The 23,799-nt window shown below is 71.9% G+C and carries 17 protein-coding genes and 1 pseudogene; 8 read left to right on the top strand and 10 right to left on the bottom strand.

The features are described from left to right. Positions 1-146: 146 nt before the first annotated feature. A complete protein-coding gene (locus ABD340_RS28765) occupies positions 147-536 on the bottom strand; it encodes an STAS domain-containing protein (protein WP_344593099.1) in 390 nt (129 codons plus the stop codon). Between the two features lie 137 nt (positions 537-673). Further along, entirely contained in the window at positions 674-1,243 is a 570-nt protein-coding gene (locus tag ABD340_RS28760) for an ATP-binding protein (RefSeq protein WP_344593097.1), read from the bottom strand. 330 nt (positions 1,244-1,573) lie between these two features. Here ABD340_RS28760 and ABD340_RS28755 point away from each other — a divergent pair, with 330 nt between their 5' ends. Both ABD340_RS28755 and ABD340_RS28750 read left to right on the top strand, forming a co-directional pair. After that, the gene (locus ABD340_RS28755) at positions 1,574-2,440 is read left to right on the top strand and encodes a helix-turn-helix domain-containing protein (RefSeq protein WP_344593096.1); all 867 of its coding nucleotides are present in this window, start codon (positions 1,574-1,576) and stop codon (positions 2,438-2,440) included. Positions 2,441-2,523: 83 nt separating this feature from the next. Then, positions 2,524-2,754 carry a DUF397 domain-containing protein gene (locus ABD340_RS28750; RefSeq protein ID WP_344593259.1) on the top strand — a complete coding sequence of 77 codons (231 nt, stop codon included), beginning with the start codon at positions 2,524-2,526 and terminating at the stop codon, positions 2,752-2,754. Between the two features lie 177 nt (positions 2,755-2,931). Here ABD340_RS28750 and ABD340_RS28745 read toward each other — a convergent pair whose 3' ends face one another. Together ABD340_RS28745 and ABD340_RS28740 are read right to left on the bottom strand one after the other, a co-directional pair. Next, positions 2,932-4,671, bottom strand: a complete 1,740-nt coding sequence (locus tag ABD340_RS28745; protein ID WP_344593094.1) for a serine/threonine protein kinase — start codon at positions 4,669-4,671, stop codon at positions 2,932-2,934. A 150-nt stretch (positions 4,672-4,821) separates the two neighbouring features. After that, the gene (locus tag ABD340_RS28740; RefSeq protein WP_344593093.1) at positions 4,822-5,016 is read right to left on the bottom strand and encodes a hypothetical protein; all 195 of its coding nucleotides are present in this window, start codon (positions 5,014-5,016) and stop codon (positions 4,822-4,824) included. A 176-nt stretch (positions 5,017-5,192) separates the two neighbouring features. On the opposite strand from ABD340_RS28740, the gene ABD340_RS28735 reads away from it, so the two are divergent. From ABD340_RS28735 to ABD340_RS28725, 3 genes are all read left to right on the top strand, one after another. Further along, positions 5,193-5,849, top strand: a complete 657-nt coding sequence (locus ABD340_RS28735) for a hypothetical protein (RefSeq protein ID WP_344593091.1) — start codon at positions 5,193-5,195, stop codon at positions 5,847-5,849. Between the two features lie 153 nt (positions 5,850-6,002). Beyond that, positions 6,003-9,374: a pyruvate carboxylase gene (locus tag ABD340_RS28730; RefSeq protein ID WP_344593090.1), complete on the top strand. Its 3,372-nt coding sequence runs from the start codon at positions 6,003-6,005 to the stop codon at positions 9,372-9,374. Between the two features lie 176 nt (positions 9,375-9,550). Next, on the top strand, positions 9,551-10,837 hold the full coding sequence (locus ABD340_RS28725; RefSeq protein WP_344593088.1) for a serine hydrolase domain-containing protein: 1,287 nt from the start codon (positions 9,551-9,553) through the stop codon (positions 10,835-10,837). 27 nt (positions 10,838-10,864) lie between these two features. Here ABD340_RS28725 and ABD340_RS28720 read toward each other — a convergent pair whose 3' ends face one another. From ABD340_RS28720 to ABD340_RS28710, 3 genes and pseudogenes are all read right to left on the bottom strand, one after another. After that, positions 10,865-11,821 carry a threonine/serine dehydratase gene (locus ABD340_RS28720; protein WP_344593087.1) on the bottom strand — a complete coding sequence of 319 codons (957 nt, stop codon included), beginning with the start codon at positions 11,819-11,821 and terminating at the stop codon, positions 10,865-10,867. Next, positions 11,821-11,982, bottom strand: a pseudogene (locus ABD340_RS28715) (RNA polymerase subunit sigma-24); the annotation flags it as partial. The gene ABD340_RS28720 and the pseudogene ABD340_RS28715, both read right to left, overlap by 1 nt. Before the next feature lie 110 nt (positions 11,983-12,092). After that, positions 12,093-13,292: an RNA-guided endonuclease InsQ/TnpB family protein gene (locus ABD340_RS28710; protein ID WP_344593086.1), complete on the bottom strand. Its 1,200-nt coding sequence runs from the start codon at positions 13,290-13,292 to the stop codon at positions 12,093-12,095. 458 nt (positions 13,293-13,750) lie between these two features. On the opposite strand from ABD340_RS28710, the gene ABD340_RS28705 reads away from it, so the two are divergent. Next, positions 13,751-16,945: an AfsR/SARP family transcriptional regulator gene (locus ABD340_RS28705; RefSeq protein ID WP_344593085.1), complete on the top strand. Its 3,195-nt coding sequence runs from the start codon at positions 13,751-13,753 to the stop codon at positions 16,943-16,945. Between the two features lie 51 nt (positions 16,946-16,996). Here the strand turns inward: ABD340_RS28705 and ABD340_RS28700 are convergent, their stop codons facing one another. Further along, complete coding sequence (locus ABD340_RS28700; protein ID WP_344593083.1) at positions 16,997-17,464, bottom strand: cupin domain-containing protein; 468 nt, start codon at positions 17,462-17,464, stop codon at positions 16,997-16,999. 193 nt (positions 17,465-17,657) lie between these two features. On the opposite strand from ABD340_RS28700, the gene sigJ reads away from it, so the two are divergent. Next, positions 17,658-18,548: an RNA polymerase sigma factor SigJ gene (sigJ, locus tag ABD340_RS28695; RefSeq protein WP_344593081.1), complete on the top strand. Its 891-nt coding sequence runs from the start codon at positions 17,658-17,660 to the stop codon at positions 18,546-18,548. Between the two features lie 50 nt (positions 18,549-18,598). On the opposite strand, the gene ABD340_RS28690 is transcribed toward sigJ, so the two are convergent. After that, positions 18,599-19,648, bottom strand: coding sequence for an LLM class flavin-dependent oxidoreductase (locus ABD340_RS28690; protein ID WP_344593080.1), 1,050 nt, complete (start codon positions 19,646-19,648; stop codon positions 18,599-18,601). A 96-nt stretch (positions 19,649-19,744) separates the two neighbouring features. Further along, complete coding sequence (locus ABD340_RS28685) at positions 19,745-21,010, bottom strand: ABC transporter substrate-binding protein (RefSeq protein ID WP_344593079.1); 1,266 nt, start codon at positions 21,008-21,010, stop codon at positions 19,745-19,747. A gap of 248 nt (positions 21,011-21,258) precedes the next feature. Between ABD340_RS28685 and ABD340_RS28680 the strand changes: the two genes are divergently transcribed. Next, a complete protein-coding gene (locus ABD340_RS28680; RefSeq protein ID WP_344593078.1) occupies positions 21,259-23,799 on the top strand; it encodes a sensor histidine kinase in 2,541 nt (846 codons plus the stop codon).

The following is a 23,799-nucleotide window of genomic DNA, read 5'->3' as shown; positions in this document are numbered from 1 at the left end:
CCGACCGGGCGATTCCGGCCGCGGTTCCGAAGGTTCTGGGGGAGCCGGAGGTTCAGGCGGGAACGGTGCCGCGTCCGGGGAGCGTGCGGCGGCGGGGAGCGGCAAGGAGAGGAAAGGCGGGGAGCGCCCGGGAGGGGAGGGGCGGGTCAGCGGGCGGTCTGGGACTTGCCGCCGCCCGTGCCGTTCGCGGTGGCGGCCTCGTGGGCGGCGACCGCCTCCTCCAGCGACCGGTGCAGGACGAAGATCTTGGTGAGCTGGGTGACGTGGAAGACCCGGCGCACCCGGTCGTTGACCCCCATGAACGACATGGAGCCGTCGCGGGCGCGCAGCCGGTGGTAGATGCCGACCAGGACGCCGAGGCCGGTCGAGTCGAGGAAGGTGACATCGCTGAGGTCGACGACCAGGTGCAGGGCCCCGTTGTCGATGATGTCGAGCAGGTTCTCGCGCAGCCGGGGGCTGGTGAAGACGTCGATCTCGCCGCTGATCTTGACTACGGTGAGGTCCTTCTCGGCCCTGTGTACGACGGCGAATTCCACCGGTACTCACTCTCCGCTCGGTGTGGGTGATATGGCCCTATACCCGTCGGACGTCGGCTTCATTCCGTTCGCTGGGGTGAGGTCACGCAGGTCGGCGGGTACGTGCCGGCTGGCACCGGCCGGATCGGTCTGACCGGCTAGGACGTGCGGAACAGCGCCCAGACCACCTTGCCCTGGGGCAGGCCGCACCAACCCCAGCGGATGCTGAACGAATCGACCAGGTGCAGCCCGCGGCCCGTCTCGGCGATGTAGTCGGGCTCCTTGCGCCGGGGGGCGGCGGGGCTGGCGTCCATGATCCCGCAGAGCAGCCAGGGGGCCTCGTAGAGCATCCGCAGCCGGATGGCGGCGGGGGCGGAGCCCAGCGGGTCGCCCGCGCCGTGCACGGCCGAGCGGATCGTGCCGGCGGTGTCGCGGCCGCCCTGGCGCGGGATCTGCGGGACGTGCGGGCCGTGGACGGACGGGCCGCCGCTGTGCCGGAGCGCGTTGGTGACGAGTTCGGAGATCACGAGGGCGACGTCGTCGGTGAGCGCGCCGCAGCCCCAGCCGTCCAAACGGGACACAGCGAAATGCCGGGCCTCGGTGACCGATTCCGGCTCGGGGAGGACGGTGAAGGAGACCGCCGGCGCGGCCGGTTCCACCAGCACGCGCAGTCCCCGGGCCAGGCGGGGCGGCAGGTCACAGGACTCGGGAACCGGTGTGGCCTGCACGACCAAGTTCTCTGGCCCCGGCGCACCCGCGATGGGACCCACCTCCCATCGCGTCTCGTTGTGCGCGTGGCGTGACGTCATTCCCCGGACCCCGCAGAGTGATCTCGTTGTGCAGCCGTGGCTCGGAAGTCTCGTGCGTTATCCTGCGCATCGTAGCGTGCGAATGCAAGGCCCAATGCACGTGCATCCGAACTGGCAAGGCAGGATCGGTACGGTGCGCGTGCGGGGGATCGGAGGAACCGCAGGACAGGCAGCCCGATGACACACTGAGTACACTCTCCGGCTTTGCCGGAGAAGTTAGCTGTCCGCCATGGAGCCGGGAGGTTGGGCGTGACTCCAGAGACGCCGGGAACCGGATCGACGGTTCGTCGGATCCTGCTCGGCTCGCAGCTCCGTCGCCTGCGCGAGGCGAAGGGCGTGAGCCGCCAGGAGGCCGGCTATGTCATCCGCGCGTCGGAGTCGAAGATCAGCCGCCTGGAGCTCGGGCGGGTCAGCTTCAAAGAGCGTGACGTGGACGACCTGCTCACGCTGTACGGCGTCGCCGACGCGAGCGAGCGCGAGGCGCTGCTGCAGCTGGCACGGGAGGCCAACACCCCAGGCTGGTGGCACCGTTACAACGACGTCCTCCCCGGCTGGTTCCAGACCTATGTCGGTCTGGAGGAGTCGGCCGCGCTGATCCGGACCTACGAGCTGCAGTTCGTACCGGGTCTGCTGCAGTCGGAGGGCTACGCGCGAGCGGTGATCCGGCTGGGCAACGCCGGTGCGGCCGAGAGCGAGATCGACCAGCGGGTCGAACTGCGGATGCAGCGGCAGGAACGACTGACGGGCCCGGAGGCCCCGAGGCTGTGGGCGGTGCTGGACGAGGGCGCGCTGCGCCGGCCGATCGGCGGCCCGGAAGTGATGCGGGGCCAGTTCGAGCATCTCATGGAGATGTCCAAGCTGCCCAACGTCACCATCCAGGTGATGCCGTTCCGGTTCGGCGGCCACGCCGCCGAAGGCGGCGCCTTCTCGATCCTGCGCTTCCCTGATCAGGACCTGCCCGACGTGGTGTACGTCGAGAACCTCACCGGTGCGATGTACCTGGACAAGCGCGACGACGTCGACACCTACCTGCAGGCGATGGAACGCCTGTGCGTCGACAGTGCGACACCCGAGCGCACCGTCGAGCTCCTCGGTGATTACCTCAGAGAGACATGATGCTCCAGACCGACATGGGCCAGAACATTCCTGGACGCAAGAACACCTGCGACACCGCTCGCGACCACGCCTACGACAACGGAATGCCGGCGACCGGGATCCCCGGGGCACGCTGGCTGAAGTCGCGCCGCAGCAACTCCCAGGGCAACTGCGTGGAGATCGCGGAACTGCCCGGCGGACGCATCGCGATGCGCAACTCCCGGCACCCGGAGGGCCCGGCCCTCATCTACACCCGACCCGAGATCGAGGCGCTGATCCTCGGAGCCAAGGACGGGGACTTCGATCACCTGATCACCGCCCGTTCGTCCAACTGACGCTGTATTCATTGCAGTCCCGGCCCAGGGCGCTCGCCTGGCGGCTCGCACCCTGACCGAGCCTGGGCGAGCGCGACATCGCTCCGCGATCTGCCCGGTGAAGCTCGCCTCCGGCATTGCTTCACCGGCCAGGTAGCGCGCTCGCGCGGTACCTGGGGCTACTGAGACAGGTCCTGATCAGCCGCAGTTGGCGTACGACGAGGTGGACGATCCCGAGCCGAACCTGACGCACTCCCCGGGGGCCTTGACGTACACCGGGCCCGCGTACCACGCGTACGACCCGCTGTCGGGGACCTTGCTGCCGCCCGTGCGCTGGATCCACACCGACACCGCGGACTCCCGGCCCACGTTCGTGCTCTTGATCATCACGGCGCAGTTGTAGCCGCTGCTGTTGTAGAGCTGGTAGGCGGTGCCGCCCGCGACCGCCATGGACCGCTGCACGTAGTAGCCGCCGCCATGCCCGCCCGAATTGCAGACCTGCTGGGACGAGTACCTGTTGGGGGGCTCCGGCCTGGAGCTGCCGCCCCCTCCGCCGCCGCCCGGCAAGGCCGGCGGCTTGGACGGCTGCCCGCCCGGCTTCTGTGACTTCTGGCCGGGCTTCGCGCTGGGATCCTGCGAGTTCTGCGGCTTCGTCTTGTCCTTCCCCTGGCGATCGGGGGCGCCGGGGAGGCCTTCGATGGGGACGGGGCCGTTCTCCCGCCCGCCCTGCTCGGACGCGGTCGTCTGCCCGGGGTCTTTGTCGCCGCCGCGGGTCGCCGCCCACACCGAGCCCCCGGCCAGCAGCGCGGCGACGGCGGCGGCCGCGGCGATCGGGACCACGAGCCGCTTCCGCCCGTCCTTCTTCGAGGCCGGTACGTGGGGCTGCGTAATCTGCGGATACGGCGATGGTGGATGCTGCTGGACGCTCGGAGCGTGTACGGGCATCGGCGCTCCGCCGTGCGGAGGCGGCTCCGGTGCGGTGGTGCCCTGGACCGCCTGTTCGCCCTCCGGCTTCGGGGCACCGGCGGACAGGGCGGGCTCGAGCCAAGCGGGCACGTCGGGGGCGTGCTGGGTGTCGTCGACCCCGGGCTCGAGCCCCGAGGCGGCGTCCACGAGCCGTTCCTGCGCCTCCCGGGCGGTCGGACGGCGTTCGGGCTCCTTGGTCAGGCACGCGGCGACGACCTCGCGCAGCGGACTCGGCAGATCGCCCAGGTCCGGCTCTTCGGTCAGGATGCGGTGCATCACCGCGGCCATGTCGTCGTTGCCGAACGCGGGCCGCCCGCTCGCCGCGAACACCATCGTGGTGCCCCAGGCGAACATGTCGGCGGCGGGCCCGACGGCGCCGCCGCTGAAGTGCTCGGGCGCCATGTACGAGGGCGTGCCGACGTTCTGCGTCTCCCCGGCCGCGCCCAGCGCCCGGGCCACCCCGAAGTCGATCACGCGCGGGCCGTCCGGGCCCATCATCACGTTGTGCGGCTTGAAGTCGCGGTGCACGATGCCGGCCTGGTGGATGGCGAACAGCGCGGTCAGCGTGCTGATCGCGAGCCGCTCCAGCGCCCCGCCCGAGCGCGGGCCCTCGGCCTGCACCAGCCGCTGCAGCGACAGGCCGGGCACGAACTCGCTGACGATGTAGGGCTGGTCTCCGGCCAGATCGGCGTCCAGCACCTGCGCCGTGCAGAACCGGGCGACCCGCTTGGCCACGTCCAGTTCCCGCACGAACCGGGCCCGCGCCGAGTCGTCGCCGGTCAGCCCGGAGTGCAGCAGCTTGATCGCGACCCGGTCGACCGGGTCGTCGGGCTCGCCCGCGTCCGCGGGGCGGCCCAGGAAGACCGCGCCCTGGCCGCCCTCGCCCAGCCGGCCCAAGAGTTCGTACGCCCCCAGCACGGTCGGATCGCCCGGCCGCAGTGGACGGGTCTCCGGCATCGTCCTGTCCGTCACGCCACTCTCATCTCGTCGCGTCAGCCTCGTGCCTTACCAGACTATTGGTCGATCGAGGGTGTGCGCTCCCGGATGGGGATGATCAAGAGTGTCGCGTGCCGGATGAGAAAGGCCCCCGTACCGGTTGTACGGGGGCCTTTCGAGGTCGGCTCAGGCCGGGTCGGGCGTGCGCCGCGACGGGCGCCGGTCCGCCCGGCCGGGCTCACGGCCCGGCGGACCCTCCGGGGCATGCTCAGCGGAATGCTCGCGTTCCAGCCGCGCGGCGACCGCGAGGGCTCGTAGCGAGGTGGACTTCACGTGCTTGCGTTCGGGACCGGTCCGGGCCTTGGGAATGCTGCTTCGCAACGGTGACTCCATCGGTGTCGGCTACCCGTACTCCGTACGGGATGGGCATGGCGCGGCACGGGGGCGTGCCGCGCCGTCCGTACAACCCCAAGATCGTCTGTGGTATTCCGAGCGATCGTTCGATTTTTTTACGCGTTAGGTTTGGCATGCCATGCCCCCCGCCCAGGAGAGCCGCGATGACGACCGCCTACTTCGAGGATCTGGCCGGGCTGCTGCACGCGCGCGGCCTGCCCGCCGGCGAGGTGGACGAGACCGTCGAGCACCTCGCCGCACATGCGGGCGGCGCGGATCCCGAAGAGCGGTACGGCCCTGTCCGGGACCTCGCCGAACGCCTCACCGGCTCGGCGTTCGACGGTGCTCCCAGCCCGGAGACCGACCCCACCGCGCGCACCTGGACGTGGACCGCCGACGCGTTCGCCGACCGGGCCCGCCTCTACGCCGCCGGCGAGGAGGGCTGGGAGGTGGAGCGCGTCGACGGGGACGGCCGCTTCGTCGCCCACCGCGACCTCGCCGACCCCCGCCGCTGGGAGTACCGGCGCGAGACCGGCGGCGCACCGTCACCGGACGGCTGGGAGGCCTGCGGCACCTGGCTCTGCTACCGCTACTACAAGCGTCCCAAGCAGAACGCGCCCGCCGGCTCCCTCGACCAGATCCCGGAGCGCTCGTCCCTGCCACTCACCCGAATGGTCGTCGGCTACGTCGCGGCCCTCGCCGTGGTCGGCGCCGCCTGGGCGCTCCTGGGCGGTTCCGGCATCGGCTACCTGGGCGGCTTCTTCGTCGGCGCCGCTCTGGCCGGGGCCGCGCTCGTGATCGTCCGAACCCGGCGGCGCTGACCGCGCCACCGGCCCGGGTCTGCGGGAGAAGGCCGGGGGGTAGGTACCGGGAGGAAATCCTCCGCGGGTTATGTTGAGGCCGCTCGACGACGAGCCCGGGGGGCCGTCGTGTCCGGGGCGGCCTCGCCCGAACCGTCTCCTGGGAGTTACGCCGTGATCAAGAAGCTGCTCGTCGCCAACCGGGGTGAGATCGCCGTACGGGCGTTCCGCGCCGCGTACGAACTCGGGATCTCCAGCGTGGCGGTCTACGCCTACGAGGACCGGCTGTCGCTGCACCGCCAGAAGGCCGACGAGGCGTACGAGATCGGCGAGCACGGCCATCCCGTGCGGGCCTACCTGGACGTGGACGGGATCGTGGAGACCGCGGTGCGGGTCGGGGCCGACGCCGTCTACCCCGGGTACGGGTTCCTGTCGGAGAGCCCGGCGCTGGCCGAGGCGTGCGCGCGGAACGGGCTGACGTTCGTCGGGCCGCCCGCCGCGGTGCTGGACCTGGCCGGGAACAAGATCGAGGCGGTGGCGGCGGCGCGGCGGGCCGGGCTGCCGGTGCTGCGGTCGGCCACCCCGGAGCCGGGCGCGGAGCTGGAGGCGGCGGACGAGGTCGGCTTCCCGCTGTTCGTCAAGGCGGCGGCCGGCGGCGGCGGGCGCGGGCTGCGGCGGGTGGACCGCCGCGAGGACCTGCCGGCCGCGGTCGACGCGGCGCGGCGGGAGGCCGAGAGCGCGTTCGGCGACCCCACGGTGTTCCTGGAGATGGCCGTGGACCGGCCCCGGCACATCGAGGTGCAGGTGCTGGCCGACGGCACCGGGCACACCGTCCACCTGCGCGAACGCGACTGCTCCGTCCAGCGGCGGCACCAGAAGGTGGTCGAGATCGCGCCAGCGCCGCGGCTGGACCCGGCGGTCGCCGAGCGGCTGTGCGAGGACGCGGTCCGGTTCGCGCGCGAGATCGGGTACGTGAACGCGGGCACCGTGGAGTTCCTGGTGGACCCGACGGGCCGGCACGTGTTCATCGAGATGAACCCGCGGATCCAGGTCGAGCACACCGTGACCGAGGAGGTCACGGGCGTGGACCTGGTGCAGAGCCAGCTGCGGATCGCGGGCGGCGAGACGCTGGAGGACCTGGCGATCTCGCAGGACGGCGTGCAGGTCTCCGGGTTCGCCGTGCAGTGCCGGATCACGACCGAGGACCCGGCCAACGACTTCCGGCCCGACACCGGGAAGATCTCCGCGTACCGGTCGCCGGGCGGCGCCGGGGTGCGGCTGGACACCGGGACGACGTACGCGGGCGCCGTGGTGACGCCGCACTTCGACTCGATGCTGGTGAAGCTGACCTGCCGCGGCCGGACGTTCGAGGAGGCGGTGCGGCGGGCGCGGCGCGCGGTGGCGGAGTTCCGCATCCGCGGCGTGGCGACGAACATCCCGTTCCTGCGGGCGCTGCTGGACGAGGACGACTTCCGCGCGGGCGGGGTGACGACGGCGTACATCGTCGAGCATCCCGAGTTGCTGACGGCGCGTTCCAGCGGTGACCGCGCGACCCGGCTGGTCCGCTATCTCGCGGGCGTCACGGTGAACAAGCCGAACGGTGAGGCGCCGACGGATCTGGACCCGCAGGTCAAGCTGCCGGAGATCGACCTGGCCGGGCCGTTCCCGGAGGGCGCGCGGGACCGGCTGCTGGAGCTCGGCCCCAAGGCGTTCGCGGAGCGGTTGCGGGCGCAGGAGGCGCTGGCGGTCACGGACACGACGTTCCGGGACGCGCACCAGTCGCTCCTGGCCACCCGGGTGCGGACGTTCGACCTGCTGTCGGCGGCGCCGTACCTGGCGCGGATGACCCCGCAGATGCTCTCCCTGGAGGCGTGGGGCGGCGCCACGTACGATGTCGCGCTCCGCTTCTTGGGCGAGTCGCCGTGGGAACGGCTGGCGTCCATTCGCGAGGCCGCGCCCAACATGTGCATCCAGATGCTGCTGCGGGGACGCAACACGGTGGGTTACACGCCGTACCCCGACTCGGTGGCGCGCGCCTTCGTCACCGAGGCCGCGCGCACGGGCGTGGACATCTTCCGGGTGTTCGACGCCCTGAACGACGTGGAGCGGATGCGCCCGGCGATCGACGCCGTTCTCCAAACGCACGCGGTGGTCGAAGGCACGCTGTGCTACACGGGCGACCTGTCGTCCCCTGGAGAGAAGCTCTACACGCTCGATTACTACCTGCGCCTGGCAGAGGAACTGGTCGAAGCGGGCGTGCACGTGCTGTGCATCAAGGACATGGCGGGCCTGCTGCGGGCGCCTGCCGCGCGCACGCTCGTCACCGCCTTGCGTGAACGTTTCGACCTGCCCGTCCACCTGCACACGCACGACACGGCGGGCGGCCAGCTGGCGACGTACCTCGCGGCCGTCGAAGCCGGGGTGGACGCGGTGGACGGGGCCGCCGCCCCCCTTTCGGGCACCACGAGCCAGCCGCCGCTTCAGGCGATCGTGGCGCACACCGACTTCACCGAGCGCGCCACGGGAATCGACCTGAACGCGCTCACGGCCATGGAGCCCTACTGGGAGGCGGTACGGAAGCTGTACGCGCCGTTCGAGATGGGCCTCCCGTCGCCCACCGGGCGCGTCTACCACCACGAGATCCCCGGCGGGCAGCTGTCCAACCTGCGCCAGCAGGCGGTCGCGCTCGGCCTCGGCGACCGGTTCGAGGAGATCGAGCGGCTGTACGCGGCCGCCGACCGGATCCTCGGCCGGCTCGTCAAGGTCACCCCGTCCAGCAAGGTCGTGGGCGACCTGGCGCTGCACCTGGTCGCGGCCGGGGCCGACCCGGACGACTTCGCCGCCCACCCCGAGCGCTACGACGTCCCCGACAGCGTGGTCGGGTTCCTGAGCGGCGAGCTGGGCGACCCGCCCGGCGGCTGGCCCGAGCCGTTCCGCGGCCGGGCGCTGGCCGGGCGGCAGCACGCCCCGGCGCGCGCGGAGCTGACCGGCGACGAGGAGAAGGCGCTCGCCGGGCCCGAGGTCCGCGACACCCTCGACCGGCTGCTGTTCGCCGGGCCCGCCAAGGACTTCCGCGAGACGCGGGCGGCGTACGGCGACCTGTCGGTGCTGCCGACGGGTGCGTTCCTGTTCGGCTTGCGTCCCGGCCAGGAGGTCTCCTTCGACCTGGAGCCGGGCGTGCGCGTGCTGGCCGGGCTGGAGGCGGTCGGCGAGCTCGACGAGGCCGGCTTCCGGCAGGTGATCTGCACCGTGAACGGGCAGCTGCGCACGCTGTCGGTGCGGGACCGCTCGGTCGCGGCGGACGTGCCGCCGGTGGAGCGGGCCGACCCGGCCGAGCCCGGGCACGTCCCGGCGCCGTTCGACGGGTCGGTGACGCTGCGGGTCGCCAAGGGCGAGACGGTCGCGGCCGGGGACGTGGTGGCCACCATCGAGGCGATGAAGATGGAGGCCGCGATCACCGCGCCGGTCGGCGGGACCGTCACCCGGCTCGCGGTCCCCGCGGCGACCCCGGTGCAGGCCGGCGACCTGCTGCTGGTCATCTCCTGATCCTCTCCTGATCCTCTCCGTATCCTCCGCATCCTCCGGTCGTCCGATGTGATGGCGCGAAGGTCGCCTTTGGGTGACCTTCGCAGGATGTTGATCTCCTCCCGGCGCGGGATGACACCATGGTCGATGTCCGAGAAGACTGCTTCTCAGTGTCGTTCGACTAGAGAGAGACGGGGATGGCGACGAGGCGGTTCGTGCGGTTGAGGCGGTTCGCCGGAACGGTGCCGGTCGCGGCGGCCCTGGCGGTCGGATTGACGGCGTTCGCGCCGCCGGCGCAGGCCGACCCGCAGGTCATGTCGTTCGACGCGGCCAAGCTGCGCGTCACCCTCGACGCCACCCACGAGGCGGGGATGTACGGCCTGTACTCGGCCGTCCGCCAGGACGACGATGCGTGGAAGGGCGCGTCCGGCGTCGCCGACGTGCGGACGCGCCGTCCCGTGCGTCCCGACATGCAGCACCGGGTCGGCAGCGTCACCAAGACGTTCACGGCCACCGCGGTGCTGCAACTGGCGGAACAGGGCCGTTTGCAGCTCGACGCCCCGATCGCGCAATACCTTCCCGGCACGGTGCCGGGGGAGCGCGGGCAGCAGGTCACGGTGCGGATGCTGCTCAACCACACCAGCGGCATCGCCGACTTCGTCCGCTTCGCGTTCCCGTCCCTGCAGCGGTTGTCTCCAGAGAGCCTGGACCGGCACCGGTTCCGTACGCTGCGCGCCGACCGGCTCATCAAGTGGGGAGTGGAGTCGCCCCCGACGAACGCTCCCGGGGCGTCATGGGCGTACTCCAACACCAACTACATCATCCTGGGGCAACTGCTGGAGGAGGTCACCGGCGTCAAGGCCGAGACCTACATCCAGAAGAACGTCATACGCCCGGCTGGGTTGAAGAAGACCTACTTCCCCACAGAGCCGGCCATCTACGGCGATCACTCGCGCATGTACGAGGCGCTGTACCGCCACGCCGAACCGCCCCGCGAGTACAGCGTCTTCAACATGAGCTGGATCGGTGTAGCGGGCGCACTCGTCTCCACCACGGACGACCTCAACACGTTCTACCGTGCCCTGTTGACCGGCAAGCTCATCGGACGCGGCGCTCTGACGGAGATGCAGAGCACCGTCCCGGTCCAGGACGCCAACGGCAACACGCTGATGAACTACGGCCTGGGGCTCTACTCCATGGAGATGCCGTGCGGCACGTTCTGGGGCCACGACGGGGTCGTGTTCGGCAGCGGTACGCAGGTGCTGTCCAGCGTCGACGGACGCAGGCAGCTCGCGCTGGGCTTCAACCTCACCAAATACCAGCAGCTCGACGGGCAGGGCGCGCCCACGCCGAACGCCATCGACAACGCGCTCGGCGCGCATTTCGTCCAGGCGCTGTGCGGCGGTAAGGGCCCGCTCGCGACGAGGAGCCCGGCCACGTCGGCCAAGCCCCCGCTCCCGCTCCAGTTCGTCACCCGCCCCTGACCGCGCTGCGCAGGGGAGCGCGGGCCATCACGCCAGGTCGCTCAGGCCGGTGTTGGCGCCGCACAGCAGCACTGCCACGCGCTCGCCCGGCGCGGGACGGTACGCGCCCGCGCGCAGGGCGGCGGCAGCGGCGGCCGTGCCGTGCTCGACCACCAGGCGGTACTCGTCCCAGAGCCGCCGCCGGGCCGCGCTGATCGCCTCGTCGGAGACCAGCACGGACCGTACCCCGGTGCGCACGGCCACAGCGTGCGCGATCTCGCCGGCGCGGGTGGCGCCCAGCGAGTCGGCGGCGACGCCGGAGACCTCCACGTCGACCGGCCGTCCGGCGCGCAGCGCGGCGTTGAGCGTCGGCGCGGTGGACGGCTCGACGCCCACGACGGTCGCCTGCCCCTCCAGGGCCGCGGCGACGCCCGCCATGAGGCCCCCGCCGCCCACCGCCAGCAGGACGGTGTCGACCTCGCCGCCGGTCTGCTCGAACAGCTCCAAACCGATGACGCCCTGCCCCGCGCACATCTCGCGCTGGTCGTAGGGGTGGCAGAACAACGCACCGGTGTCCTTGGCACGCTTGATCGCGCCCTCGTAGGCATCGTTGTACTTCACGCCCACCTGAACGACGGTCGCGCCAAGCGCGCGCAGCCTGGCCACCTTCACCGGGGGCGCGGTCTCCGGCACGTACACCTCGGCCTTGGCGCCCACCTGCGAAGCGGCGTACGCCACCGCCAGGCCCGCGTTCCCGCCGGAGGCGGCGATGACACCTGCCTCGCCCAGGAGCCCCTCCTCGGCCGCCCGCAGAATGCGGTTGAACGCGCCGCGCGCCTTGAACGACCCCGTGTGCTGCGTCAGCTCCAGCTTCAACCACAGCTTCGCGGGCGCGGGGGCGCCTTCGGGCACGAACGCGGAAGGGTCGGCCTCCATGACGGGTGTCCTGCGTACCCGGCCCTCGATCCTGGCGGCGGCGTCCCGGACGTCCGAAAGAGCGATCATCAGCAATGTCCTTTGCGTTCGGAAATGGCGGCGCGTTCGAGGAGAAGCGCGCGTTCGCGTTCGTTGCGGGTGAGAGAGGCGGCCCGTTCGAACTCGGCCCGCGCCTCGCGGTACCGGGCCAGCCTGAACAGCAGGTCGCCGCGGACGCTCGGCAGCGGGTGGTGGCTCTTGAGCGACGGCTCGCCGGACGACGTGATGCGGACCGCGTGCGGGTACAGCGCGCTTGCTCATCTCCTCGTTGGCTTCCTCTCCCTCCCGAAGGAGGGGATTCCTACGGCTCGCGCCGCGGGGTTTCCTGCTTCACTGCCGACCGCCCCGTGCGGGAGGAGTCCCGTTGAGGTCTTACACCGGCTCCACAGGCCGTCACCGCCAGCCCGGCGGCCAGAATGTTCTTGGCTGCGTTCACGTCCCGGTCGTGGGAGGTCCCGCAGCCGCACGTCCAGGCGCGGACGTGCAAAGGCATGTCGCTCTGCCGGTTGCCGCAGGCGGAGCAGAGTTTGGAGGAGGGGAACCAGCGGTCGACCGCGATGACCTCGCGGCCGTACCAGGTGGCCTTGTACTCCAGCATGCGCCGGAACTCGCTCCAGGCCGCGTCGCCGATGGCGCGGGCGAGGCTGCGGTTCTTGAGCATGTTGCGAACGGTCAGGTCTTCGATCACGAGCGTTTGGTTGTCACGCACGAGCCGAGTGGTGATCTTGTGTAGGAAGTCGCGGCGCCGGTCGGCGATCCGGGCGTGGATCCGGGCGACCCTGCGCCGGGCCTTGGCCTGGTTGGCCCCGTCGCCCTTGGCTTTGCGGGACAGTTCTCGCTGGGCCTTGGCCAGGCGGGTGCGGTCGTGGCGTTCGTGGCGGGGGTTGGTGATCTTCTCGCCGGTGGACAGGGTGAGCAGGTGATCGAGCCCGGCGTCGATGCCGACCGTTCCGCCGGTGACGGGCAGCGGCCTGACGGCCGGGTCCTGGCACAGCAGGGACACGAACCAGCGCCCGGCCGCGTCCTGGGACACCGTCACCGTCGAGGGCCGGGCCTCCTCGGGCAGTGGCCGCGACCACACGATGGCCAGCGGCTCGGCCATCTTCGCCAGCGTGAGTTCACCGTCGCGGAACCGGAACCCCGAGGCGGTGTACTCCGCCGACCTGCGTGACCTCTTCCGGGACTTGAACCGGGGATACCCGGCACGTTTGGCGAAGAAGTGGGTGAACGCCGTCTGCAGGTGCCGGAGTGCCTGCTGGAGCGGGACGGAGGACACCTGGGTGAGGTAGGCGAGTTCCTCGGTCTTCTTCCAGGCGGTCAGCATCGCCGAGGTCGCGTTGTAGCCGACCCGCTCCCTGTTGAGCGTCCACGCCTCGGTGCGGGCGGCCAGTGCCAGGTTGTAGACCTTGCGCACACACCCGAAGGTGCGCGACAGCTCCGCCGCCTGCGCCTGAGTCGGGTAGAAGCGGTACTTGAACGCCCGCTTCACCTGTGCCGCCATGACCCACAACTATCACTCAAAGTGGTGCAGGCGTGCGGGTTTCGGGGTAGCGGACGCCTGATCGCCCTGACGGCGATTCGGCTCTCCCTGTCCTGCTCCGCAGGAGTTCGATAACTCCGCTGTCTGAAGTGAAGGCGGGGGTTTCCTCGGAGGTTTCAGATGAACGCGCCCATCTCGGCGGCCTGCTTCTCGTCCGGCGGGTTGGCGCCGGCGCCGTCGTCCGTCGTCATCATCAGGAAGCGCATCGGTCGTCTCCTTGTCTCGGTGCGGGGAGACCCTTCGTGACCTCCCCCTTCACCGGCGCGTCGATCGAAACACCCCCCGATCGACATCCGGAGCGACATTTTTCCGGATTTCTCCCCCGCGCCTGGAGCGATCGGCGGTCGGTTCGCGCGGCTTTCCGGGTTACTCCCCGAAGTTGCTTCGCTCCGTTCCGGCGTGCCGCTATCGTGCGGCCCATGCGTTTCGGGGTGCTGGGGCCGCTGGCCGTGTGGACCGACGACGGCGGGCCGGTCGCGGTGCCCGGCCGCAAAGTGCGTGCCCTGCTGGCGGATCTGCTGCTGCACGAGGGCCGTCCGGTCCCGGCCGACCGGCTGATCGACGATCTGTGGGGCGAGGAGCCGCCCGGCAACCCGCCCGCCGCGCTGTCGGCCAAGGTCTCCCAGCTGCGCCGGATCCTGGAGGACGCCGAGCCGGGCGCCCGCGGGCTGGTCGCGACACGCCCGGCCGGCTACCTGCTGGAGATCGTCCCGGAGTGGCTGGACGCGCACCGGTTCCAGGCGATCGCGGCGCGCGCCCGGGAGACCGCCGACCCGGCCGCCAGGGCCGGGCTGCTGGCGGAGGCGCTGGACCTGTGGCGCGGCGCGGCGCTGGCCGACTTCGCCGACGAGCCGTTCGCCCGGGCGGCGATCGCGCGGCTGGAGGAGCTGCGGCTGACCACGCTGGAGGACGACTTCGAGGTACGGCTGGAGCTGGGCGAGCACGGGGTGCTGGCCGGTGAGCTGGGGGGCCTGCTGGCCGCGCACCCGCTGCGGGAGCGGCTGCGGGCCGCGCACATGCGCGCCCTTTACCGGTCGGGGCGGCAGAGCGAGGCCCTGGAGAGCTACGAGGTGCTGCGCCGCCGGCTGGCCGGCGAGCTGGGCGTGGATCCGGGCGCCGGGCTGGTCGCGCTGCACCGGTCGATCCTGTCGCAGGCCCCCGAGCTCGACGTGCCCGCCCCGGCGCGGCGCGGCAACCTGCCGGAGCCGCCGTCCGACCTGATCGGCCGGGACGAGGCGGTCGCGGAGATCCGGGCCCGGCTCGGCTCGGAGCGCCTGGTGACGCTGACCGGGCCGGGCGGCGTCGGCAAGACCCGGCTGGCGGTCGAGGCGGCCCGGGGTGCCCGCGGGTGCGCGGACGGCGTATGGATGGTGGAGCTGGCGGCGTTCGAGCGGTCCGCGACGGCCGATGACCTGACCGACGGCGTCCTGCGCGTCCTGGACATCCGCGACGCCCCGGCGCCCGGGGGCGCGGGCGGGCCCGCCGAGCGGCTCGCCGACGCGCTGGCGCCGCGCGGCCTGCTGCTCGTCCTGGACAACTGCGAGCATGTCGTCGAGCAGGTGGCGGGCCTGACCCGGCGGCTGCTGGACGCCGTGCCGGGGCTGCGCGTGCTGGCCACCGGCCGGGAGCCGCTCGGGCTGGCGGGCGAGGTGGTGTGGAACGTCCCAGCGCTGGAGGTGCCCGAGCCGCCCGACCCCGACGAGGTGCCGGACCTGGACGAGCTGCGCCGGTCGAGCGCGGTGCGGCTGTTCGCGGCGCGGGCGTCTGCGGCCTCGCGCGGCTTCCGGCTGGACGGCGGCAACGCCGCCGCGGTCGCGGTGCTGTGCCGTCGCCTGGACGGTGTCCCGCTGGCGCTGGAGCTGGCCGCGACCCGGGTGCGGGCGCTGGGCGTGCACGGCGTGGTCTCGCGTCTGGACGACCGGTTCCGCCTGCTGGCCACCGGGCACCGCGGCGCCCCGGACCGCCAGCGCACGCTCGCCGCGGTGATCGAGTGGAGCTGGGAGCTGCTGTCGGAGCCGGAGCGGGCCGTGCTGCGCCGGCTGGCGGTGCACGCCGACGGCTGCTCGCTGGAGGCGGCCGAGGCGGTGTGCGCGGGCGACGACATCCCGGTCTTCGACGTGCTGGACCTGCTGGTGCGGCTGGTCGACCGGTCGCTGGTGGTGATGGCCGACCGCGCCGACGGGCCCCGCTACCGCCTGCTGGAGTCGGTGGCCGCGTACTGCGCCGACCGGCTCGCCGAGGCGGGCGAGCGCGAGGAGGTCCTGGGCCGCCACCACCGCTACTACACCGGGCTGGCCGCGCACGCCGAGCCGCGCCTGTTCGGCGGCGACCAGGACCACTGGCTGCGCGTCCTGGACACCGAGGCCGCCAACCTGCGGCTCGCCCTGGACGGCCCGGACGCGCTGCGGCTGGCCAACGCGCTCACCTGGTACTGGTTCCTGCGGGGCCGGCTGTCGGAGGCGCTGCGGTCACTGGACGCGGCGCTGGCGGCGGGCGGCGATGGTGATCCGGCGGCGCGGGGGAGGGCGGCCGCGTGGCGTACCGGGCTCGCCGCCCTGAACGGTGATGACGCGCACTGGTCGGCCCGCCGGGACGAGGCGCTGGCGGGGCTCGCCCCTTGCGCGCCGCGCGACCGTGCCCGCGCGCAGTGGTTCCTGGCGTTCGTCGGCAGCGAGACCGACGATACGGCGACCGGGGAGAGGCTGCTCGACAAGGCGCTGGCGACGTTCGACGAGCACGGCGACCAGTGGGGCGAGGCGGCGACGCTGATCCTGCGGTCCAAGCACGCGCACGCGCGCGGGGAGCCCGCGGCCCTGGAGCGCGAGGGCGAGCGCGCCACCCGGATGTTCGCCCGGCTCGGCGACCGGTGGGGGCAGCTCCAGGCCGCGGGATGGCTCGCCGCCCACGCCGAGCTGACCGGCGAGTACGGGCGCGCGGGCGTCCTGCAGCTGGACGCGCTGCGCATGGCCGAGGAGCTCCACCTGTGGCCGGATGTCGCGATGGGGCGGGTCTTGCTGGGGTGGATCGCGATGCAGCGCGGCGAGTTCACGGAGGCCCGCGCGTACTGCGAGCGGCCCCTGGAATCCGCGCACCAGCCCGCCACGGTGCTGGCCGAGCTGGTGCTCGGTTTGCTGGCCCGCCACGAGGGCGACGCCGACGACGCCGAGTCGCGCCTGACGGCCCTGCTCAAGTCCGTCCCGTTGGACGAGGACGAACCGCCCCCGCTCTTCCTGCCGCTGGTCTATGTGGGCCTCGGCTACACGGCCGAGCTGCGCGCCGACCCGGCGAGGGCCTTCGCCATGCATCAGGAGGCGTTGTCGGTCGGGTTGCGGATCGACGGCCCGCGTGACATGGCCTTCTCCCTTGAGGGCATGGCGAGCGCGCTGAGCCTCGCGGGCCACCCGGAGACCGGCGCCCGGTTCCTGGGGGCGGCCATGGCGATCCGTCGCACGACCGGGTTGACGCCGGGTCCCGTCGAGCGCGCCGACATCGCCCGTATCGAGGCCAGGATCGGCAACGCCCTGGAGCCGGCCGCCGTGGAAGCGGAAATGGCCGCGGGAGCGCTGCTCACCCCCACCGCCTGTCTGGACCGCTCGCGTTCCCTGGCACTCTGACAGTGGAGAGGAGCGGCGATCACGCGCCGCTCCTCTCCACATCACCTCGTCCTACGAAGCCCTCACCTGCATGCCGTAGCGGGCGCCGGCCGCGACGACCCGCTGCAGGTCGGCCTGGGCCGTCGAAGCGGGTGGCAGCTCCCGTGCCGTCGCCGGTTCCCCGATCTCGGCGAAGAACTTGTCGATGTCTTTGCCGGGCAGGTACTCCGCGAGCACACGCACGGTGCTCATCGGCTCGAAGTGCTCCCAGGTGCCCGCGGGGATGTAGAAGAAGGAGCCGGGCTCTCCCTCCATGGTCTCCTCGCCGATGTGGAAGCGGAGCGTCCCGTCGAGGACGTACACCGCCTCGGCCCCTGGGTGCGTGTGAGGCATCGCGCCCATCCCCTCGGGGATGGTCATATGCATGACGACCAGCTCGCCGTCGGACTCCTCACTCGACACCTTGACCTCGTAGAGACCGCCCAGCACCCAGTAGGCGTCCCCCACGGCCGGTTTACGCGCGACTACCGTGGCTGTCACGTGAGTCCCCCTTTCTCACGTTCCCGTCGCGTCGCCAGGGCGGCCATCCACCCCCTCCCATGAGACGCCCAACGCACAGGGCCGTCAAGGAAGCGGACTCGGCGCCGCGAGAGCGCGCGCGACCGCACGCCGGTCACCTTTAACGGGTTCGGTTCGTCAGGGGGACGACGGCACTGATGGAAGGCTGCGCCCCGTGGATGACAAGGACTTTCTGGCCGACCGCTTCGAAGGGCACCGCTCGCATCTGAGAGCGGTGGCCTACCGGATGCTCGGTTCGCTGAGCGAGGCCGAGGACGCTGTGCAGGAGGCGTGGCTGCGGCTCAGCCGTGCCGACGCGGACGGCATCGAGAATCTGGGCGGCTGGCTGACCACGGTCGTCGGGCGGGTGTGCCTTGACATGCTGAGGTCGCGGACGGCTCGGCGGGAGACGCCCCTGGAGTCGCATCTGCCGGACCCGGTCGTGAGCCGCGAGGACGGCGCCGACCCGGAGGAGGCGGTCCTGATCGCCGACTCGGTCGGGCTGGCGCTGCTGGTGGTGCTCGAATCGCTGAGCCCCGCCGAACGGGTCGCGTTCGTCCTGCACGACATGTTCGGCGTGCCGTTCGATCAGATCGCGCCGCTGGTGGGCCGTTCGGCCGACACGACGAAGAAGCTGGCCAGCCGGGCCCGCCGCCGGGTGCGCGGCGAGGCGCCCGTGCCCGACTCCGATCCGGCCCGCCAGCGCGAGGTCGTCGAGGCGTTCCTGGCCGCGGCGCGGGAGGGGGACTTCGAGGGGCTGCTCGCCGTCCTGGACCCGGAGGTCGTGCTGCGCGCGGATACGGGTGCGGCCGCGGCGGGTGGCATGCGGGTGCTGCGCGGTGCGGCGGTCGTGGCCGGGAACGCGGTCGGCTTCCAGCGGTTCGCCACCGCCTACGCCACGCGTCCCGTGCTGGTGAACGGGGCCGCCGGGATCCTCAACAGCCAGGACGGCCGCCCGGTGTCGGTGCTGAGCTTCATCGTCGTGGACGGCAGGATCGCCGAGATCCACGTCCTGTCCGATCCCGACCGGCTGGCCGGGCTCGACCTGACGGCGTTCGACGGCTGACGGGTGGGGGCCGGGCGCGGTGCGCCCGGCCCCCGGCCCCATCCGGGGGCTTACTTGAACGCGGGCATCAGCTCGTCGTGGATCAGGCGCAGCTGGCCGTCCACGTCGGGGACGCCCTCGAGGTCGCGGCCGGTGAACGACTTCACCAGCCCGGCGTCGGTGATCGCGGCGATCAGGTGGTTGACCCCGGTGGGGGCGATCTCGCTCTCGATCTTGGCGCGGACCTCGTCCGGGGTGCCGGCCAGCGACAGCTTCTCGGTGATCTCCGGGGTGGTCAGCTCGATCGCCTTGGCCAGGTCGCCCGCGCCGATCGCCTCGATGATCGGGGTCACGTCGGCCGGGTCGACGCCGTTGCGCTGCAGCTGCTCGACCGGCATCGCCGAGGCGTACAGGCCGACCATGCTGCGGGCGGCCTCCTTGGCCGCGGCCGAGTCCGGGCCGACCGCGAACACGACCCAGGCGCCGATGTCGAGCGACTGCGGGTCCTTGCCGGCGCGCTCGGCGCCGATCTTGAAGTTCTCGACCGCGTACTCGTAGGCGCCGCGCGAGTAGCTGAGCGCGTGGTGCACGCCGTCGGAGAACTCACCGGCGGCCTGGAACGACTTCGGCCCGCGCATCGCGCCGATCTTGACCGGGAGGTGCTCCTGGACGGGCCGGGCGAAGGTGAACAGGCCGTCGTAGCTGTAGAACTCGCCGTCCCGGGTGATGGCGCCCTCGTCGAGCAGGGTGCGGACGACCTCGACCGCCTCCTTCACGCGGGTGAGCGGCTTGGTCTTGGCCCAGTCGATCTTGTACTGGGCGAGCACGCCGAAGTTGCCGCTGCCCAGCACGACCTCGGCGCGGCCGTTGGTCAGCTCGTCCAGGGTGGCGGCGGCCTGCGCGATCAGCGACGGCTCGCGCAGCGTGACCGCCGAGACGGACGGGCCGAGGCGGACCTGGGAGGTCTGTGCGGCGGCGGCCGCGAACAGCAGCCACAGGTCCTTGTGCCACGGCTCGTCGGCCGCGTAGACGGCGTAGAACCCCAGCTCGTCGGCGAGCTTGATGGAGGCCAGCGACTCCGAGAGCGGGTAGTCGGGCAGCATTGCGTAGCTGAACTTCACGGAAACGTCTCCTTATGGTGCGCCATCGCACTCGTACGGGGATTGGGAGATCGGTTGTGCTGCTGTTCGGTCAGGGGCTCGGGGCGGTCACCTCTTCTATCCCTTGATTTCTGCCCAGGCCTGCGACCAGCGTGAGTAGTCCACGCAGGAGTCGCCCCGGTCGTCGCCGCAGTTGGCCACCGGCGTCTTCCAGAACGCGATCTTCTTGTAGAAGTCGGCGTCGCCGATCTTGTACTCGGAGCAGAACGACTTGGCGGTGTAGCGGCACGCCTTGGGGTTGGCGGCCGCCTGGCCGAACCACTGGGCCACCTGCGACTGCACCTTGGCGGTGGTGATCCAGTTCATCCAGCGGTACATGCAGTTCGGGTTGCGGGCCCGCGAGGAGATCATCCAGGTGTCGGACCATCCGGTGGCGCCCTCGACGGGCAGCACGGTCTCCACCGGCGCCTTCTCGGCCTTGGTCGCCAGCGCGGTCACCTGCCAGGAGGTGCCGGCGGTGATGTCACCGATCTTGAAGGCCTGGACCTCGTCGAGGAAGTTGTGCCAGTACTGGCCGACCAGCGCGCGCTGCTGCTTCAGCAGCGCGATCGCCGCGTCGAACTGCTTCTGGTCGAGCGCGTACGGGTCTTTGATCTTGAGGTCGGGACGCTTGGACTTCAGGTACAGCGCCGCGTCCGCGATGTAGATCGGCGAGTCGTAGGCGGTGATCTTTCCCGCCGCGGGGGAGTTCTTCTCGAACACCACGCTCCACGACGTGGGCGGCTGCGGCAGCTTGTTCCTGTTGTACATCAGGTAGTTGGCGCCGTAGCCGTGCGGGGCGCCGTACATCTGCCCGCCGACCGAATTGTAGGGCTGCTCCTTTAGGTAGTCGGCGATGTCCGGGTAGTTGGTCAGCAGCGAGGTGTTGACCGGGGCCACGTCGCCGCCGTAGATGAGCCGCAGGCTGGCGTCGCCGGACGCCGACACGCCGTCGTACTTCCCGGTCTTCATCAGCGCGACCATCGAGTCCGAGGTGTCGGCGATCTTGGTCTGCACCTTGCAGCCGGTGGCCTTGGTGAACGGGGTGACCCAGTCGACCTTCGGGTCGGTGGTCCCGTCTTCGGCGTACCCCGCCCAGGCGATGAGGTTCAGCTGGCCCTCGGTGGCGCCGATGACCTGCTGTGCGGGGATCTGCGGCAGCGCGGTGCGGGTGGCGTCGGAGGAGCCGCTGCAACCCGCGGCCAGTGCCGCGGTCAGCGCCGCGGCGGCGGCCACCGCCGTCGACAGCCGCCCGCGTCCGTGGGGGGACCGCACGCCGGACGGGCGGGAGCCGGGCGTGGTCGGTCGGCGTTGGAGCTGATTGGGCAGGCTGTTGAAGATCACGCTCGCGGATTGTACGGGGGCAGCTACCGGTCATGCCCAGCAAACCGGAATGATTTGGATCTCTGTCCACAACTCACGCAAAGGATCACGTAGCCCTGTACCCTCTCGTGCGGTTAGTGACCGTCGGCTAACGGAGAGCCTCCCCAGTGCAAACAAGGGACCGTCGAATGAAGTCACGCATCAGTCATCGGCGTCCACGACCCGGGTCCGGACGGTTCAGGACAGTACGTTTCAAGGTCACGGCGCTCGTGCTCGTCTCGCTGGTGTCGCTGTCCATCCTGTGGGCGTTCGCCGCGAGCGTCACCCTCGGGGAGGGCCTGAACCTGCGCAACGTCGAAACGGTCCAGGACCACTACGAGTACCCCTCGGGCGCCCTCGGCAGCGCCCTGCAGGTCGAACGCCGCACCACCATGGTCTACCTCGGCTCCAAAGCGCCGACCGACTTCGCGGTGATGGAGTCCGCCCGGCTGGTCACCGACCGCCAGGCCGGCCTGTTCCGCGAGCTCGCCGGGGACAAGGGCGCCCTGGAAGACGCGCCGCAGCAGACCCGCCAGCTGGCCAACGAGATCGTCACCGGCCTGAACGGGCTGGCCGGCAAGCGCACCGCGATCGACACCGGCGGCACCGCCCGCGCCCAGGCGTTCGCCGACTTCACCGCTCTGCTCGGCGGCATCGGCACCCTGCAGGGCACGATGGCCACGCTGAGCAACGCCGAGGTCGCCAAGGACGCCCGCAACCAGGTCGCGCTGGCCCGCGCCCGGGAGGCGCTCTCCCAGGAGGACGCGCTGCTGGCGGGCGTGCTGGCCGCGGGGCAGATCACCCGCGCCGAGCACGCCGAGTTCGTCAAGCTGGTCGGCACCCAGCGGGCGCTGTACGACATCGCCTCGCCCGAGCTGCGCACCGGCGACCGCACCTACTTCCGCCGGGTGACGAGCACGCCCGAGTACGCCCGGCTCCGCCAGCTGGAGGACCGGTTCGTCGCCGTCCCGCGGATGCCCAGGGGCGCGGCCGACGAGACCCCGGCGCTGTGGAAGAACACCGTCGACACCAACCTGATCAAGCTGCGCGGCCTGGAGCTGTCGCTGATCGGCGCCGCCGAGCAGCGCGCCAAGCCGATCTCGGACGCGATCATCCTGCGGGTGGCGCTGGCCGGCGTGCTCGGTCTGGTCGCGGTGGTGCTGTCGGTCACGCTGGCGATCTGGGCCGCCCGCTCGGTCATCCGCGACCTGAACGGCCTCAAGCGGGAGGCGCTGGACCTGGCCAGCTCCCGGCTGCCGGGCGTCATCCAGCGGCTGCGCCGCGGCGAGGAGGTCGACGTCGTCGCCGAGGCGCCGCCGCTGTCGTTCGCCACCGAGGAGATCGACCAGGTCGGCCAGGCGTTCAACGCCGCCCGCCGGACCGCGATCCAGGGCGCGGTCGAGGAGGCCGGGCTGCGCCGCGGCATCAGCGAGGTGTTCGTCAACCTGGCCCGCCGCAGCCAGACGCTGCTGCACCGGCAGCTGAACCTGCTGGACTCCATGGAGCGCCGGATCACCGAGCCGGACGACCTGGAGGACCTGTTCCGGATCGACCACCTGGCCACCCGCATGCGCCGGCACGCGGAAGGCCTCATCATCCTCTCCGGCCAGGCCCCGGGCCGCGGCTGGCGCAACCCGGTCGCGGTCATCGACGTGGCCCGCGCCGCCGCCTCCGAGGTGGAGGACTACACCCGGGTCTCGGTGGCGCCGATGTCGCAGGCCGCGATCACCGGGGTGGCGGTCGCCGACGTCATCCACCTGCTGGCCGAGCTGATCGAGAACGCCGCCTCGTTCTCCCCGCCGCACACCAGCGTGCAGGTCACCGGGCAGGCGGTGGCGCGCGGGTTCACCATCGAGATCGAGGACCGCGGCCTGAGCATGGACGAGGCCAGCCTGGCCGCGGCCAACGAGCGGCTGGCCAACCCGCCCGAGTTCGACCTGTCCGACAGCGCCCAGCTCGGCCTGTTCGTGGTCGGCCGGCTGGCCCAGCGGCACCGGATCAAGGTCACGCTGCGCACCTCCCCGTTCGGCGGGATGAGCGCCGTGGTGCTGATCCCCGAGGACATCGTCGTGCACGACACCGACGAGTACGACGCCGACGCCGAGGCGCAGCTCGCGCTCACCCGGCGCAGCCAGGACGCGCTGATGCCGGTCGGCGTGGTCCGGGGCGCCCCGGGCCACGACCGCGCCGCACTGCCCGCCGGGACCGGCGGGCCGGTGCTGCGCCTGCACTCCAACGAACCGGAGGTGCCGCAGGGCTCGCGGCACCGCAGACCGCACGGGGAACCGTCTCAGCCGATGCCCGAACCGAACGCTCCCGTCCCGCCGCATGCCGTTCCACCGCAGGCCGTGCCCCCGCATGCCGTGCCCCCGCATGCCGTGCCGCCCGCTCCTGTGCCCGAGCCGATGCCGGAGCCGCCGCCGGCGGCGCCCCGGCCCGTCCAGGAGGCCCGTTCCGAACGGCGGGCCGGCGGCAGCGGCGGCGGGAACACCGGGCCGCCGCGCCGCCCGCCCGGCGGTGGCTCGCGCGGCGGCGGGGGCGGCCGCGGCGGGCGCGGCGAGCGCCCCGACCTGCCGCGCCGGGTCCGGCAGGCCAACATGGCACCGCAGCTGCGGGACGAGCCGAGCGGGGAGAACTCCCTCCCCGCCGACCAGCCGGCGCCGCGCGCCGACCGCTCGCCCGAGGAGCTGCGCTCGATGATGTCGTCGATCCAGCGGGGCACGCAGCGCGGCCGCACGGAGTCGACGATCGAGTTCGACGAGGGGTCGTGA

It is taken from the genome of Actinomadura vinacea (assembly GCF_039532545.1).
Lineage (GTDB): Bacteria > Actinomycetota > Actinomycetes > Streptosporangiales > Streptosporangiaceae > Spirillospora > Spirillospora vinacea.
Note: the sequence above shows the minus strand (reverse complement) of the source record. Positions and strands in the feature narration are given on the sequence as shown.

Excerpts from the sequence above, each read along its gene's own strand:
- ABD340_RS28750 (WP_344593259.1), top strand. The coding sequence starts at position 2,524 with ATGCCGGCGACCGGGATCCCCGGGGCACGCTGGCTGAAGTCGCGCCGC.
- ABD340_RS28735 (WP_344593091.1), top strand. The coding sequence starts at position 5,193 with ATGACGACCGCCTACTTCGAGGATCTGGCCGGGCTGCTGCACGCGCGC.
- ABD340_RS28725 (WP_344593088.1), top strand. The coding sequence starts at position 9,551 with ATGGCGACGAGGCGGTTCGTGCGGTTGAGGCGGTTCGCCGGAACGGTG.
- ABD340_RS28720 (WP_344593087.1), bottom strand. The coding sequence starts at position 11,821 with ATGATCGCTCTTTCGGACGTCCGGGACGCCGCCGCCAGGATCGAGGGC.
- ABD340_RS28710 (WP_344593086.1), bottom strand. The coding sequence starts at position 13,292 with ATGGCGGCACAGGTGAAGCGGGCGTTCAAGTACCGCTTCTACCCGACT.
- ABD340_RS28705 (WP_344593085.1), top strand. The coding sequence starts at position 13,751 with ATGCGTTTCGGGGTGCTGGGGCCGCTGGCCGTGTGGACCGACGACGGC.